General features: G+C 68.1%; 15 protein-coding genes. 9 read left to right on the top strand and 6 right to left on the bottom strand.

The window, feature by feature from the left end:
* Positions 1-270 precede the first annotated feature (270 nt).
* Together QMG73_RS27875 and QMG73_RS27870 are read left to right on the top strand one after the other, a co-directional pair.
* Positions 271-642, top strand: coding sequence for a type II toxin-antitoxin system RelE/ParE family toxin (locus QMG73_RS27875; RefSeq protein WP_281900515.1), 372 nt, complete (start codon positions 271-273; stop codon positions 640-642).
* Positions 639-971, top strand: coding sequence for a helix-turn-helix domain-containing protein (locus QMG73_RS27870; RefSeq protein WP_281900513.1), 333 nt, complete (start codon positions 639-641; stop codon positions 969-971). Before QMG73_RS27875 ends, QMG73_RS27870 begins: the two co-directional genes overlap by 4 nt.
* A gap of 760 nt (positions 972-1,731) precedes the next feature.
* Here QMG73_RS27870 and QMG73_RS27865 read toward each other — a convergent pair.
* Positions 1,732-2,595, bottom strand: a complete 864-nt coding sequence (locus QMG73_RS27865) for an SDR family NAD(P)-dependent oxidoreductase (RefSeq protein WP_281900512.1) — start codon at positions 2,593-2,595, stop codon at positions 1,732-1,734.
* A 167-nt stretch (positions 2,596-2,762) separates the two neighbouring features.
* On the opposite strand from QMG73_RS27865, the gene QMG73_RS27860 reads away from it, so the two are divergent.
* Both QMG73_RS27860 and QMG73_RS27855 read left to right on the top strand, forming a co-directional pair.
* Positions 2,763-3,650, top strand: a complete 888-nt coding sequence (locus QMG73_RS27860; RefSeq protein WP_281900511.1) for a LysR family transcriptional regulator — start codon at positions 2,763-2,765, stop codon at positions 3,648-3,650.
* 156 nt (positions 3,651-3,806) lie between these two features.
* Complete coding sequence (locus tag QMG73_RS27855; RefSeq protein WP_281900510.1) at positions 3,807-4,220, top strand: hypothetical protein; 414 nt, start codon at positions 3,807-3,809, stop codon at positions 4,218-4,220.
* Positions 4,221-4,454: 234 nt separating this feature from the next.
* On the opposite strand, the gene QMG73_RS27850 is transcribed toward QMG73_RS27855, so the two are convergent.
* The 4 genes from QMG73_RS27850 to QMG73_RS27835 form a co-directional block, all read right to left on the bottom strand.
* Positions 4,455-5,459, bottom strand: a complete 1,005-nt coding sequence (locus QMG73_RS27850) for a sugar phosphate isomerase/epimerase family protein (RefSeq protein ID WP_281900508.1) — start codon at positions 5,457-5,459, stop codon at positions 4,455-4,457.
* Between the two features lie 172 nt (positions 5,460-5,631).
* Positions 5,632-6,540, bottom strand: a complete 909-nt coding sequence (locus QMG73_RS27845) for a sulfotransferase family protein (RefSeq protein WP_281900506.1) — start codon at positions 6,538-6,540, stop codon at positions 5,632-5,634.
* A 3-nt stretch (positions 6,541-6,543) separates the two neighbouring features.
* Positions 6,544-7,431, bottom strand: a complete 888-nt coding sequence (locus tag QMG73_RS27840) for a sulfotransferase family protein (RefSeq protein WP_281900504.1) — start codon at positions 7,429-7,431, stop codon at positions 6,544-6,546.
* Positions 7,428-8,657 (bottom strand): glycosyltransferase, encoded by a 1,230-nt coding sequence (locus QMG73_RS27835; RefSeq protein WP_281900502.1) that lies wholly within the window; start codon positions 8,655-8,657, stop codon positions 7,428-7,430. Before QMG73_RS27835 ends, QMG73_RS27840 begins: the two co-directional genes overlap by 4 nt.
* Before the next feature lie 15 nt (positions 8,658-8,672).
* Here QMG73_RS27835 and QMG73_RS27830 point away from each other — a divergent pair, with 15 nt between their 5' ends.
* The 4 genes from QMG73_RS27830 to QMG73_RS27815 all read left to right on the top strand — a co-directional run bounded on the left by QMG73_RS27830 (position 8,673) and on the right by QMG73_RS27815 (position 13,721).
* On the top strand, positions 8,673-9,584 hold the full coding sequence (locus QMG73_RS27830; RefSeq protein ID WP_281900500.1) for a sulfotransferase family protein: 912 nt from the start codon (positions 8,673-8,675) through the stop codon (positions 9,582-9,584).
* Positions 9,577-10,341 carry a sulfotransferase family protein gene (locus QMG73_RS27825; protein ID WP_281900498.1) on the top strand — a complete coding sequence of 255 codons (765 nt, stop codon included), beginning with the start codon at positions 9,577-9,579 and terminating at the stop codon, positions 10,339-10,341. Before QMG73_RS27830 ends, QMG73_RS27825 begins: the two co-directional genes overlap by 8 nt.
* A complete protein-coding gene (locus QMG73_RS27820; RefSeq protein WP_281900496.1) occupies positions 10,338-11,738 on the top strand; it encodes a hypothetical protein in 1,401 nt (466 codons plus the stop codon). Before QMG73_RS27825 ends, QMG73_RS27820 begins: the two co-directional genes overlap by 4 nt.
* Positions 11,739-11,855: 117 nt before the next feature.
* Entirely contained in the window at positions 11,856-13,721 is a 1,866-nt protein-coding gene (locus tag QMG73_RS27815; RefSeq protein ID WP_281900495.1) for a CocE/NonD family hydrolase, read from the top strand.
* On the opposite strand, the gene QMG73_RS27810 is transcribed toward QMG73_RS27815, so the two are convergent.
* Positions 13,718-14,113 carry a VOC family protein gene (locus QMG73_RS27810; RefSeq protein WP_281900493.1) on the bottom strand — a complete coding sequence of 132 codons (396 nt, stop codon included), beginning with the start codon at positions 14,111-14,113 and terminating at the stop codon, positions 13,718-13,720. The two genes, QMG73_RS27815 and QMG73_RS27810, sit on opposite strands and share 4 nt — an antisense overlap.
* A gap of 286 nt (positions 14,114-14,399) precedes the next feature.
* Between QMG73_RS27810 and QMG73_RS27805 the strand changes: the two genes are divergently transcribed.
* Positions 14,400-15,468: hypothetical protein (locus QMG73_RS27805; RefSeq protein WP_281900491.1), on the top strand; the 1,069-nt coding region annotated here is incomplete at its 3' end.

The following is a 15,468-nucleotide window of genomic DNA, read 5'->3' as shown; positions in this document are numbered from 1 at the left end:
CCGACCGGGGGGCGTCTGGACAGTGAGGGACTGTCCAACCCACGCTCGTTGTTGATCTGCGTATTCCCTGCCCAGCACAGCGCTCAGAGGGAAAGTGCTCATAATCCCTCGGTCGCGGGTTCGAGTCCCGCCCGCCCCACCACGCCTGTTACGCGCCTGCTGTTGCGCCACCGTTCATCATGTGCCTGCGAGCCTCGCCCAGATCCCGATTCCATGGACCTACCGGACCCGCGACTTCCGCCCAATATAAGTTCTGCTTATACTGCGGTGATGTGGGAAGTGCGGCTCCATCCGGAGGTCGAGGCATGGTTCCTTGACCTCTGCCGAACCGACCCGACGACCGCGGACCTGGTGGCGGAGGCGATCGACGTGCTCGCCGAGCAAGGGCCGGCCCTCGGACGCCCGCTGGTGGATCGGTTGAAGGGCAGCACCTACCACAACATGAAGGAGCTACGACCCGGCTCCGCGGGCTCGACCGAAGTTAGGATGATCTTCGCCTTCGATCCGGCGAGGGAGGCCATGTTCCTCGTCGCCGGCGACAAGTCGGGACGATGGCAGACCTGGTACCACTCGGCGATCCCGCTGGCCGATGCCCGTTTCGCCGAGCACCTGGCCGCCTTGAAAGCAGAGGAGCAGTCATGACCGAGCCCGCGAACTGGCGCGACGTCAAGGCCAAGGCCCGCGCCGTCGACCCGACCTGGGACAACAACGAGCGTGTAGCCCGGCGTCAGCAGATGCGCGAACAGATGCTAGCCGCCGTCAGCGGCGCCCAGCTGGCCGAGATCCGCCAGCAGCTGGGGCTGACCCAGGTCCAGCTGGCTGAGGCGACCGGGCTGTCCCAGGCACGGATCAGCCAGATCGAAAACGGCGACGCCGTCGGGCTCGACACGCTGCGCGCCTACGTCGTCGGGCTCGGCGGACACCTCGACATCGTCGCGCGAATCGGAAACATCCAGCTCAACGTGGCGTGAAACAGCCCCCCGCGCCCGGCCCTACGCCGACACGCAAAGGCCCGGCCAATCAGCCCGACGCCCGTGACCGGACAGTTCGTACCGGCAACGGATCCCTGCCACCACCAGGACCGATTTCGCATTCTGCTGCGTCGGGCCCACACAGGTCAGAGCCTTGATCGCTGATCTTTGTACTACAGCGTGGCTCGGTTCGTGGCCAGTTACGGTGTCCACCATGGCACCGAAATCCCGTGCCACGGGCCGGCAACGTGGCCGCATCGAAGTTCTGCCGAGCGGGTCGCTGCGGGTGAAGGTCTACGCCGGCACCGATCCAATTACTGGACGCCGGCACGACCTGACCGAGACGATCTCCGCCGGGCCGGGTGCCGAACGCGATGCGCAGAGGGCGCTCATGCGCCTCCTCAGCCAGGTTGACGAGCGACGGAATCCGAGGACGCGCGCGACGCTGAATCAGCTTCTTGACCGGTGGCTAGCGGATGCTGAGCTGGAACCGAGCACCCGAAGCGCCTATGTCCGCAAGCTGGACAAGCACGTGCGTCCAGTCCTCGGTGGATACCACGTTGGCCGGCCCGACGCCGAGATCCTGGAGTCGTTCTACGCGGTCCTGCGTCGCTGTCGCGATCGGTGCAACGGCCGGCGCATTGTCGACCGCTCGACAGCGGACCGCATGGATGTGACAAGCGGTGGGTACGGCACAGGTCAGGGCTCCCGACGGCCGGTCCGACAAGCCGGCCGTCGGGCACGCTGGCGAAAGCTGCCGTCAGGGCTGCGGATTCGTGGTCGCTTGGTCGAGGTTGCCGTGCGCCTCGACCGAGAGGTCTTGCCCGTCGGCCCAGGTCTTGAGCCGCTCGGCGTAGACCTGCTCGATCATTTCGTGGAAGCCTTGGCCGAAGAGCACCCGCAGCGGCGGCTCCTGCGAGTCGACAATCTTGAGCAGTGTCTGGGCCGCGGCGACCGGGTCACCGGCGGGCTTGCTGCCCGCCATCTGGCCCAGGCGCTGGCGCAGACCGTCGTATGCCGGGTTGAGCTGGGCCATGTGGCCGTTGTCGAGCGGGTTCGGGTTCTTGCCCTTCCTGGTGGCGAAGCCGGCGGGCTCGATCACGGTCACCTTGATGCCGAACTCGGCGACCTCGCGGGCGAGGGTCTCATTCAACGCTTCCACGCCCCACTTGGAGATGTGGTACGCGCCACCGAGCGGCATCGCGATCAAGCCGGCGACCGACGACAGCTGGATGAAGTGGCCCGAGCCTTGCTCTCGCAGGTGGGGCAGCGCCGCCTGAATCACCCAGACGGCGCCGAAGACGTTGGTCTCGAACTGGTCGCGCAGCTCCTGCTCGGACAGCTCCTCGATCGCGCCGATCTGGGCGTAGCCGGCGTTGTTGACGATGACATCGAGGCGGCCGAAGTGCTCCGTGGCCCGTCGCACGCTGGCGAATACGGCGGTCTTGTCGGTCACGTCCATCGCGAGCGGAAGTACCGCATCGCCGTACGTGGTGACCAGGTCGTCGAAGCTTGCGGTGCTGCGGGCGGTCGCGGCGACCTTGTCGCCGCGGGCCAGAGCGGCCTCGACGAAGTTGCGGCCCAGGCCGCGCGACGAACCGGTGATGAACCAGACCTTGCTCATGATGTTGCTCCGTTCGTTGGTGGTGGCTGGTGAACACGAGATGGCGGCGATCCGACCGCGATCGGGAAGTGATCCCAGCCTCGGGCCGGGCCACTATTTGGATCAAGGACCGAGTCTGGAAGGATTCATAATGTGACGGTTATTTGCGCGCCGGAGACAGGACGACAATGGAACTGCGCGACATCGAGATCTTCCTGACCCTGGCCGAGGAACTGCACTTCGGTCGCACCGCCGAGCGGCTGCACGTCTCTCAGGCCCGGGTCAGCCAGGCGGTCAAGGTGCAGGAGCGGCGCATCGGCGCGCGGCTGTTCCAGCGCACCACTCGCGCCGTCGCCCTCACCCCGATCGGTGAACGCCTGCGCGATGACCTTCGCGTCGGCTACGACGCCATCCAGGCCGGACTCGCCCGTGCCAGCGCCGCCGCCCAAGGTATGACCGGCATCCTCCGCCTCGGTGTGATGGGTGCGGTCGGCCACGAGATCCGTGACCTCATCGACCTGTTCCAGCGCCGTCATCCCGACTGCGATTTACAGATCCGCGAAGTCCACTTCAGCGATCCGTTCGGCTCGCTGCGCACCGACCAGGCTGACCTCGTGCTGCTATGGCGACCGGTCAGGGAACCGGACCTCACGCAAGGCCCCGATGTGCTCTCCGAAGGACGGGTCCTCGCCGTGGCCACCCACCACCCGCTCGCCGAGCGTAAAACCGTCTCCCTGGAAGACCTCGCCGGCCAAATCTGCCTCGACCCCGGCCCTGTATCCGAGTACTGGATGGAGGCCATGCTGCCCGCCCACACACCCAGCGGGCGACCGATCCAACGCGGCCCTCGCCTGCACACCTTCCACGAAATACTCACCCATGTCGCCGCCGGCAAATGCGTCGCTCCGCTCAACGCCCACGTGCTGCGCTACTACACCCACCCCGGCGTCGTCTACCTGCCCATCCACGACGCACCCCCAACCGAATGGGCACTCGTCTGGAAGACCACCGGCGAAACCGCAGCCATCCGCGCCTTCGTCCAGGCCGCCCACGACACCGGACCCCGACACATCTAACAACCGAAGTCAGCGAACGCCTATACAGGATCGGGATTTGAGCTACCGCGATGCCCGCCGCGGTCCTTGCCCGTTGCTCCCGCGGCCTCACCCTCCGCGACTACACAACCAGATCGCCGGCCCGGCACCGCCGCCGGCTATGGATAGGGTTGGCTGATGCTGGAGATCGACAAGTTGGATCTCGACGACCTGGCGATGGCGTTGTCGGACCAGAATTCGTTCGGCGAGTACCGACACATGATCAACCGGGAGACAGGTGAGCTCCTGCTCGGGACCGGCTATGACGGCTTCGACGACGACACGACCGACGACTTCGAAGAGCAGGGTCTGATCGAGATCGACCCGCTTCCGTCGCGTGTCTGGTACCGGGACATGGCCGACTTCGCCGCGTTGGTCAGCGCTGAGCGGGCGGCGCGCCGGCTCGGGCGGGCGCTCGACGGCCGCGGAGCGTTCCGCCGGTTCAAGGCCGAACTGCACGATGAGTACCCTCATCTGCTTCGGCGTGGAACGCCTTCCGTGACAACCGGGCCGCCTGCCATGCGGTCGCGTGGCTGGCGGACAAATCCCTGATCGCCCAGGACGCGGCGGATCGCTTCCTGGAAGAGCACCCCGACCCCGCCGTGCCCTGATTCCCCGCACGGCCGCGACCGGTCCGCCCGGTCGCGGCCGTGCCACGCCGTGCCACGTCGCGTCGATCAAGGGCATTCGCATCGATCAAGGGCGAATACACGCGGAAAAGAGATCGAACCACGTGCCTTTGCCCTTGATCGACGGAAGCCGGGCGCAACGCGCGGCCCGGTGGGCTTAGGAGGAGGAGAACGCTGCGTCGAAAGCCGCCGCGGGGGCGTCGAAGGCCAACCGGCGGACGAACTCCAGCGCCTCCGGGGCTCCGACCAGCCGATCCATCCCCGCATCCTCCCACTCGATGGAGATCGGCCCGTCGTACCCGATCGCGTTGAGCGCGCGGAAGCAGTCTTCCCACGGCACGTCTCCGTGGCCCGTGGACACGAAGTCCCAGCCGCGCCGCAGATCCGCCCATGCCAGGTGCGACGACAGCCGCCCGCGCCGGCCATCACCCGTGCGGACCTTCGCGTCCTTGCAGTCGACGTGATAGATGCGGTCGGCGAAGTCGAGGATGAAGTTGACCGGATCGAGATCCTGCCAGACGAAGTGGGACGGGTCCCAGTTCAGCCCGAACGCGGGGCGCCTGCCGATCGCGTCCAGCGTGCGCACCGTCGTCCAGTAGTCGTACGCGATCTCGCTGGGGTGCACCTCGTGGGCGAACCGCACGCCGACCTCGTCGAACACGTCGAGGATCGGGTTCCAGCGCTCGGCGAAGTCGGCGTAGCCGCGCTCGATCATCGACGGCGGCGCCGGCGGGAACATCGCCAGCGTGTGCCAGATTGACGATCCGGTGAAGCCCACAACCGTACGGACGCCGAGCTTGGCCGCCGCCCGCGCGGTGTCGGCCATTTCGGCGGCGGCGCGTTGGCGTACACCTTCCGGCGACCCATCACCCCAGATCCGTGCCGGCAGGATGCCCTGGTGGCGCTCGTCGATCGGGTGGTCGCAGACGGCCTGCCCCACAAGGTGGTTGGAGATCGCGAAGACCTGCAGGTTGTACTTGGCGAGAGTCTCCCTCTTCCGGTCGACGTATCCGTCGTCGGCGAGCGCCTTGTCGACCTCGAAGTGGTCGCCCCAGCAGGCGATCTCCAGCCCGTCGTAGCCCCACTCGGAGGCGAGCCGGCACATCTCTTCGAACGGCAGGTCGGCCCACTGGCCGGTGAACAGCGTGATCGGACGCGCCATCGTCCCTCTCCTCGAAACCGGTGCGTGCGGAGGTGGCGCGAGGGACGCCGATGCTCACAAATGCGCGCTGCCCGGACCGCAGGCGTCTGTCAGGCCCGAGCGGGTTGCGCCTCCCGCCCGGTCGCCAGCCACGCCCGGGTAACGCCAGCCCCAACTCTAAGCCGCTCGCCCGCTACTCGTAACCCCACTCGCGCAGTGGCTTGTCGAGAACCCCTTGGATCGCGGTGACCTGTGCGTCGGTGAGCTCGTGCCGGTACGCGGCGCCACGCTCGGCGTGGAAGCGGTGCCGCGCGAAGCCGGCCTCGAACCGCGGCGTCCACTCCAGCCCAAGAAACGCGAGCATGCGGGCGGTCTGCTCGTTCGGCGCGCGCACGAGGTCCTCGTACCGGACGTCCAGCCACTGCTCGGCCGGATGCGCGGCGCGGGCCTGGGCGTACGACTCCATCAGCATCTTCCAGCCCAGCGCGGCGAGCACGGGAAACGACCGGCCGGACTCCTCCCACTCCTCGCGCAGCGCGGGAGGCAGCGGCCCGTACAGCCAGTTGTCAGGGCCGCGCCAGCCATCCCACCAACCCATTTGAAGCCATGAGTTGGCCACCGCGCGGCCGTCGCGCACCACGTTGATCACCTTGAGATCCGGGTACGCGGCCTGCAGGAACCCGGTACGCGGCCAGCCGGTGAGGTGTTGCAGGAGCACGCCGCAACCCTGCCTGCGGATGCGATCGTCGAAGAACTCGCGCATCCGGCGCTTGACGAACGGTGTCAGGTCGCCGCCGAGCAGGTCACGGCTCGGCTTGGAGAAGCCGGCGAAGACGTGCCGGTCGAGCAGGTGGTACGCCTCGGACGGCGCCACGCGCAACCGACCGCGTTCGAGCAGGCGGCGGCTGTGGCGCAGCGAGGTCATGCCGGAGGGGCGGGGCCCGAGCCGCCGGTACAGCGTGCCGTTGAACCGTCCGGCGAGGTTGAGCTTGGGCAGTTTGTCGTCGACGCCGGAAATGAAGCCCACGGAGGGATGGCGCGCCAGCACCTCCTGCACGAGGGTGGAGCCGCAACGCCCGGTGCCCACGACGACCGACAGCACGTTTCAGACCTCTCGACGGCGGAACGAGTAGCCGAAGCGCCGCAGCAGGGGCGCGGTGATCAGGGTGACCAGGGCGAATGCCGCGCCGGAGAGCCCGCGTACCCATTCGGTGTCGGGGGCCACGCGCACCTCGCCGGAGCGGTGCCGCGATGGGTTGCCGGCAACCGAGTGGGTCGGCGCGAGCCGCACCGTGCCCGGGCCGGTGAACGGCAGATCGCCGGAGACGCCGGCGAACGCCGCGATCCGCCGCACGGTCGCCGCCGGGTCGGCCACCAGGTCTTCGTACCGGACGTGAAGGTATCGCCGGGAGCGGCGCCAGAGCAGCACGGTGGACGCGTTCCAGACCAGCCACAACAGTGCCGCCTTGGCGACCGGTGGGCGGCTCATCAGCTGCGCGTCGCCCTCGCCGTCGAGCCCGCGGCGGCGGCGCCACGAGAACGCGGTGGCACGCGGGTCGCGCACCAGATGCAGCACCCGCAGATCGACGCCCGGCAGTCCGGCCACCAGGGCACCGTACGGCGGCAGCTTCGAAGAGTCCACGACGAGTTTCCCGCCGACCGCCTCGTAGAGCGCCGCAAGCGCCGCGTCGTCGGGGTGACTTCGCACTCGGCGGCGCCACAGGAGGGCGGGCAGCCGCCGCATCCGCAGCCGCTGGCGCAGTCCCGCCGCGATGCCGGCCGGGTCGGCGTCGACCTCTTTCATCACGGTCGCCCACATTGGACAGTCACCGAACGGTTGACCACAACCGCAGGGACGGTTCTCAACCGCGCCGCGCTGCCACAGGTACCGCAGCTCGCCGGCCGCCAATACGCCGTCGAGCTGCCCCAGCAGATTGGTGACCAATGTGGACCCACTACGGCCACTGCCCGCGATATACAGGACCCGGTTCATGTGTAGACCTCGCGTAGACGGGCGAGATGGGTCTCGGGTGCGAAGTCACGGACCACCTTCGCGCGGCCGGCCCGACCCATCTCGTGGGCGCGCTCCGGGTCGGCCAGCAACTCCCCCAGCGCGCCCGCGAGCGCGGCCGGGTCGTCGGCGGGCACGATGGCGCCATCGGCACCGGGCTCCACCATCTCGGGCAGGCCGCCCAGGTCGGTGGTCACCACCGGCAGCCCGCAGGCGAAGGCTTCCAGTACCGCCATGGGTTGGTTTTCGTGCCAGCGCGACGGCACCGCGGCGACCGCTGAGTCACGCAACAGGGCGTGCAGTGCCGGCTTGGCGAGCCGGCCGTGGAACCGTACCCGGTCCGGAGCGCGCTCGGCGGCGAGCGCCTCAAGCGCGGACCTGGCCGGGCCGTCGCCGGCGATGTCGACGCGAAAGCCGCCATCGGCGGCGGCGTTGATGAGTGTGTCCACGCCCTTTTCACGTGCGAGCCGCCCCGCGTAGACGACACCGCTGCCCGGCCGGTCGGCCGGTGGCACGGCCGCCGTGTCGACGAAGTGATTGACCACCCGCATCCGCTCGGGAAACACACCGGCCCGGCGCATGATGCCAGCGAGGAACCGGCTGGGGCTCACGAAGGCATCGACGCCCCCGTACGCGCGAGTGGTGCGGTGCGCCCATGACTCGAGGCTCAGCACCGCGCTCGCGCCGAGCGAGCCGTCTTTGCAGCGCCGGCGCGCAGCCTGCCAGGGACCGTGTGTGACACACGCGTCGCAGATCGTGTGCCCGTCGAGAAGCTGATAGCTCGGGCAGGCCAGCTTGTAGTCGTGGAGGGTCAGCACGCACCGCACGCCCGCCGCTCGCACCGCGCCCAGGACCGAGGGCGACAACTGGTGGTAGATGTTGTGCATATGGACGACGTCGGGCTTGAAATCCGATATCACGCGGGCGAGGCCGCGCCGGCTCGCGGGCGAATACACCATCCGCCCCACGGCCGCCGCGCGCCGAAGGGGTCCGCGGGGAGCCGGCTCCAGCTCGACGTACGCCGGGAAGTGCTCGCCGTACCGCTGGGGAGTGTCGTTTTCGGGGTGCGTCATGCCGAAGAACGCCACCTCGTCACCGTGCGCACGCTGAAGCTCGGCGAGGTCGAGCAGGTAGCCTTCGGCACCGCCTCGCCGGTACAGGAACTTGTTGACATGCAGCACGCGCATCGACCGAGAGGCTACCGTCATGCGAGTATCCTTCGCGTGCCCCCTTCTCCGCAGCCCACGGCGGTCGCGTACACCGCCCGCCGGATCGCCCGGCACCTGAGGTGGATGCGCACCGAGGGGCTGCGCCGCCTGGTCGAGGAAGACCGCCTCAATCCGGTCGAACGCGCCGGCACCGCGCTCGCCAAGCGCCGCTGGCGGCGCACCCATGGCGTCTCACCAGGTCAGGCCAGGCCGGTGTACGTCGTCGGCCTGCAACGCTCGGGTACCAACATGCTGATGCGTGGCTTCGACGCGGCACCCGAGTTCGAGGTGCGCAACGAAAACGACCGGCGGGTGTTCTACCGCTTCCAGCTGCGCTCCGACGAGACGCTGACAGCCGTCATCGGCGCCAGCCGGCACGCGTATGTGCTGGTCAAGCCGCTGTGCGAGAGCCACCGGATCGACGAGTTGCTCGCCCTGCCGGGCCCGGCGCCGGGGCGCGCGGTGTGGGTCTGGCGCGACGTGGACGACCGGGCACGCTCCGAGGTGGCCAAGTTCGGCGACTCCAACCTGCGCGCGCTGCGGGGCATCGCGGACGGCACCATCGGTGACGAGTGGCAGGGGCAGCGGCTCGACGGCGAGGCGCGGGCCCTGATCGGCGACTTCGACTACGACCGGATGACACCGCACACCGCGGCCGCCCTCTTCTGGTACGTGCGGAACCGCCTCTTCTTCAGCCTCGGCCTCGACCGGCGTGCCGACGTGCTGCTGTCGTCGTACGACGCCCTGGTGGACGACCCGGAGGCCGCGACCCGGAGGCTGTGCGACTTCCTGGGGCTGCGGTACGACCCGCGGCTCTGCGCGCACGTCGAGCGCCGCGCGCCGCGCCGCCGCCCCCTCGACATCGACCCCCGGATCCGCACGCTCTGCGACGGACTGACCGATCAGTTGGTGGCACACCATGGCTGACGCGCCCATCTTCCTGGTCGGGTGCCAGCGCTCCGGCACCACGATGCTGCGCCTGGTGCTCGATTCGCACTCGCGGATCAGCTGCGGGCCCGAGACCCGCTTCCTCACCGACATGGAACGCATCGTCGGGCGGGACTGGGAGCGCCTGGCCCGCTTTGGCTTCGAGCGCGAAGACTGGCTGCGACGGATCGCGGACTTCTTCGGCGGGATTCACTCTGATTACGCGAGCGGACGCGGCAAGGCGCGCTGGGCCGACAAGACTCCCCTGTACGCCCTCGCGATCCCGTTCGTCACCGAGGTCTTCCCCGACGCGCAGATCGTCCACGTGATCCGGGACGGTCGCGACGTGGTTGTGTCGCATCGCAAGCGATTCGGCTACTGGTCTGCGGTGAAGTGCGTGGTGAAGTGGCCCCGGTACATTCACACCGCCCGAGCCGCCGGCCGCGCGCTCGCGCCCGAGCGATACCACGAGCTGCGGTACGAAGACGCGGTGCGCGAGCCGGAAAAATCACTGCGTGGACTGTTCGAGTTCCTGGGCGAACCATGGGAGCCGGAAGTGCTGGAGTACAGCGACAAGCAGCATGACGTCGCCCAGAAATACACCACCGAGGCCGACCGGCGTCGGGCCGCGGCGCGCACCGACGCGCAGATCTACGGCTCGCGGGTGGGCACGTACCGGCGGGAGCTGGACCCCTTCCTCCGGCTGCTGGTGTGGGTGTTCTCCCGGCGGACGCTGCGTGAGTTGGGCTACCGATGAAGCGCCTCCTCGCTGTCGCGGCGGTGCTGTTTCTGGCGGCCTGCACGTCGCCCGCGCCGAAACCGGCACCGACCCCGCTGCCCACCACGTCGCCGGCTCCCACCGGTGTCACGCCATTCGGGGCACACTGGGACTGGAACCGGTACGACGCCTTCCAGCCCTATCTGCGCAAGCTCGCCGGCTCGGCCACCTATCACGAGCTGACCTGGTGCGACATCGAGAAACAGCAGGGTCAGCGCGACTGGGCGGCTGTCGATCAGGTGGCCACTCGCACCCGTGACCTCGGCATCACCCTGCACCTGAAGATCCGGGTGGGGGTGTGCTGGGCGACCGGCGGCACCGCGCAGTACACCCGGGGCCAGGCCAACAAGACCGAGTCGGCGATGCCCCGCGACCTGGCTGTCTACAAGGGTTTCGTCGACGCGGTCGTGCGCCGCTACCAGCCGTACGGTGTGCGCGAGTACGCCATCGAAAACGAGGTCAACGCGCCGAGCTACTGGGCAGGGAGCTCAGCCGACTACACGAAGCTGGTCGAGACGGCCGCTGAGGCGATCCGCGCCGCCGACCCGAAGGCGCTCGTGGTCGACTCCGGGATCAGCAGCGTCGCCTACGGCATGGGCATCGCCGACCGGCTGCTCAAGGCCGGCCAGCAGGACCAGGCCAAACAGGCGTACCAGCGGTACTTCCAGCGCCGGATCGGCACCCGCGGCCAGAAGATCCCCGCCGACGCGACCGCCGCCATGTCGGTGGCCGAAAACGTGCGCAGTCTCGACTTCCTGGCCGCCACCGAGGCGCTGCTCGACCGCAAGGTGGTCAATGTGCGCCAGGTGCACTTCTACGAGCACTGGACCGCCGTACCCGACCTCATGGGCTACCTGGCGGCCGAAAACCCCGCTGGCACCCCGATCGAAGCGTGGGAGGTCGGCCAGTTCTGGCGGACGCCCACCGACGATGACGACGCGCGGGCCGGCGAGATGGTGAAGGCGGTGACCCAACTCGCGGCGGCCGGCGTGCGCGAGGTGATCTGGCTGCCGCTCGCGTACAACCCGAACAATCGCCAGGGCAGCGAGGTGCGTTACGGCCTGCTGGACCCGAACGGCACCGAGCGCGTCGCCGGCCGCATGATGGCTGAACTGGCGACGGCTGCCCAGGGTGCGGTCGCCCAGCCGGTGAGCGACAAGGGGCTGCGCGGGGTGGCGTTTCGTCGGGGTGGGGAGAGCACGCTGGTGGTGTGGAGCGACGGTGCCCCGGTGACCGTGCCCGGCGGCTCGGGAGTGAGCGGCGCGGAGGTCGGCAAGCCACCGTCGACCGGCGACCTCAAAGTCACCGCCACGCCTGTCCTCCTCCGCGCCGCGAAGGACCCCGCCGCGATCCTCGCCAGCGCCCGCTCAAACTGACACCCTCCCCGCACGGCCTAACCTCGGCTACGGCGAGTCGCGTGTCGGAGTTACGGGAGGCGATGTTTCGACAACTGTCCGTTGCCTGGCCGGTACGGCGTCCATAGAGTGCCGCCCATGGGGCGATTCTGGGTCGGTCTCGGTGTCCTTCCGGTCGCTATCGTCGCGGCGTTGGGGGCGGCCGCCCCAGCGCAGGCACGCGAGGCGCCCACGATCGTGATCGAAGACGGTGTCACGCAGCCCGTCTTCGGATACGCCGACGCGATCCGGGAGCGCCTCTTCATCGACTCCACATTCGACAGTGACGCCGATGGGCTGCGCGACATCATCGCGTTCGACGTGATCCGCCCACGCGCCACTCTCGACGGGCTCAAGGTGCCCGTCATCATGGACGCCAGCCCGTACTACTCGACCCTCTGCCGGGGCAATGACGGCGAGTGCAAGGCCGACCTCGACGGCGACGGCCTGCTCGACAGGTGGCCGCTCTTCTACGACAACTATTTCGTGCCGCGCGGATACGCGGTCATCCTGCTCGACATGGTGGGCACGAACAACTCCACGGGCTGCCCGACGACCAACGCCAACCAGGACAACCTCAGCGCCAAGCAGGCCATCAACTGGTTGGGCGGCCGGGCCATCGCCCGCAACGCCGCCGGTCAGCAGGTCACCGCGGACTGGCACAACGGCAAGTCCGGCATGGTCGGCAAGTCGTACGACGGCTCGCTGGCCATGGCGACGGCCGTGACGGGTGTGCGAGGGCTGACCACGGTCGTGCCGATCAGCGGCCCAACGGAGTATTACGACTACACCCGCAGCAACGGCGTGGTGACCCGTGGAAACAACTATCCGTCGTTCCTCGCAAACGTGGTGACGAACCCGGAGCGGCGGGACTACTGCAAACCGGTCCGCGACGCGCTCGCCGCGAACGACGGTGACGAGCACGGCGACTACACCGCCTTCTGGAACGAGCGCAGCTACGTGAAGAAGGTCGGCAACATCACGGCGAGCGTGTTTCTGGTACACGGGCTCAATGACGACAACGTGCGGCCGGACCACTTCAGCAAGTTCTGGTACGAGTTGGCGCGGTACGACGTGCCCCGCAAGCTGTGGCTGACACAGACCGGCCACGTCGACCCGTTCGACTTCCGCCGCGCCGAGTGGGTCGCGACCCTGCACCGGTGGATGGACTACTGGCTGCACGGCGTAGCCAACGGCATCGTGGACGAGCCGCGGGTCGACATCGAGCGCGCCGCCGACGTGTGGGAGACGCACGCCGACTGGCCGGTGCCGGGCACGGTCGGCACCGAGGTGTGGCTGCGGCCTGACGGGCTGGGCCTGGTGCCCGCGGCAGACTCCGTCACTCAGTCCTTCCAGGACAGTCCAACGCAGACACAGAACACCATGATTCTCAACCCGGAAACGGTGCAGCCCAACCGTCTCGCGTACCTGTCGGCACCGCTCACCGCTCCCCTGCACGTGTCCGGCACAGCGGTGGTGAAGGTGCGCGCGGCCGCCGACCAGGTCGACACCAACCTGGGCGCGATCCTGGTCGACTACGGCACGGCGGAACGGGTCAACCACCGGGCCAGCGGCGAAGGCATCCTGACGCTGACGACCGAGGACTGCTGGGGCGAAGACAGCGCCACCGACAACGCCTGTTACCGGCAGACGCAGAAACGCGTACACACGGCTGACGTGGAGCTTGTCACGAAGGGCATCATGGACGCGCAGAACCGCCAGTCGTTGCGAACGCCTACGCCGCTGGTGCCGGGTGAGCGATACAACTTCGACTTCCCGTTGCTGCCGGAGGATTACGTCTTCCAGCCGGGACACCGGATCGGCGTCGTCATCGTGGGCAGCTATCCGCAGTACTCCAGTCAGGTCGACCAGACCCGCGCCACCATCGAGGTCGCGCTGAAGAGCAGCCGGATCGTCCTGCCGATCGTGGGCGGCACCGCGGCCGCCCACGCAGCAGGGCTCTAGCCGGCGGCGAGAGCGTGCTCTTCCACGCTGCGTTCGACGCAGAACTCGTTGCCTTCGGGGTCGGCCATCAGCGCCCACCCCGTGCCGTCCGGGTTGCGGTGGTCGGCCACTAGCGTGGCGCCCAGACCGAGCAGCCGCTCGACTTCCTCGTCGCGGGTCCGGTCGGTCGGCTGCAGGTCCAGGTGCACCCTGTTCTTCGCGACCTTGCCTTCCGGTACCCGTTGGAAGAGCATGCCGCCCTCGATGATGTCCGCTCCGGAGAGCAGGGCACACTCCTCGTCGTCCGGTTTGTTGTCCGGATGGTGGCGCAGGCCAGTCGCCTCCGCCCAGAAGTTCGCCACCAGATACGGATCGGTACAGTCAAAGTCGATCCATCGCACTCTCGATGCCATGACCTCAATCTCTCATGGCTCTCAAAGCAATTTTTTTGAGGTTGATGGCGTAGGCTGCCCGGAACCAAGCGCCAGCCCGGCCGGTCCACGGAGACGCAGGTCACAGCGCATCGATGAACCCTTGAGATCATCCGTTCGGCTGATCACCCGGCGATGAATACGCCAGCATAAATTTGCTTTAGGAAAAGCCGGGAAAGCTTAAATCATTATTTGCGACTTGACACCCAATACCGCGTTCCTTTTTAGTGAGGTCACTCGATCTCGGAACAGAGAAAAAGGGACACGCATGACCGGAAATCGAAAGCGACTCCTCGGCGTGGTCGCCACCCTCGCGGTGTTCGGCGGCATCATCGCTGTCACGCAGGTGTCCAACGCCGCCGGCGAGCGGAAGCAGGCTTCGTCCCGTGGCTGTGTCACCGCCCCCGGCGGCGCGGCTCCGAACGGTCAGAGCGTGACCACCAGCCGCCAGAATGGACGCACCGTCCGCAACTACTGGGGTGACGGCCAGTTCTGCGGCACCGCACAGGTCAACGCGGCGACGACGCAGACAATCACCTGCCCGTCGGTCGCCGACAAGCTGCAGAACGTGCCCGCCGCCGCCCGCGCGGAGGTCGACCGCAACCTGGCGCTGCTGGAGACCCAGATCGCCGAGGCCAACCAGCGGCTCGCGACCAGCCAGGGACAGGGTGGCCCGAACTTCGTCCAGAACGCGATCCTCGGGCCCCTGGCCAGCAAGCGCACGGCCGCCATCGACCGGATCGCGATCGCGATCGACCGGGTCGGCGACCGGCCGAACAACCTGAACGGGCTCGCCAACTGCACGTTGAGCGCCGGGAACGGAAACAACAACGGCGGAAACAACGGCGGGAACAACAACGGCGGCAACGGAAACAACAACGGTGGCAACAACGGCGGAGGCAACCAGACCGCGCCGCCGCCGCTGAACAAGGAGCCGAACACCTGCCGCGAAGGCAGCAACCTGCAGATCCACGACGGTTTCCAGAACGGTCAGCGGTGTGTGGTGACCGAGATGGGTGAGGTCGCCAACGCCGCGGACAACCCGACGCTGCTGATCACGTCAGCCCCGAACAACGTGCGGGTGAACCAGCCGTTCACGATCCGGGTGTCGACGCGGAACCTGATCCGGGACAGCTTCCTGCCGGCTGGTCAGGGTGGCTACTACGCGCTGCGTTCGGAGCTGAACGATCAGGATCTGGTGCGTGGTCACTTCCACACCGGTTGCCGGATCCTGAACAGTACCCAGGTCGCTCCGGATCCGGAGCCGGCGCCGGCGTTCTTCGTGGCCACTGAGGACAATGGTGGTTCGGACCGGCCGGATGTCATCGAGATCCGGG

Source organism: Phytohabitans aurantiacus (assembly GCF_027923225.1).
In the GTDB taxonomy this organism is placed as follows: Bacteria; Actinomycetota; Actinomycetes; order Mycobacteriales; family Micromonosporaceae; genus Phytohabitans; species Phytohabitans aurantiacus.
The sequence above is the reverse complement of the archived record's forward strand: the minus strand, read 5'-3'. Positions and strand labels throughout refer to the sequence as shown.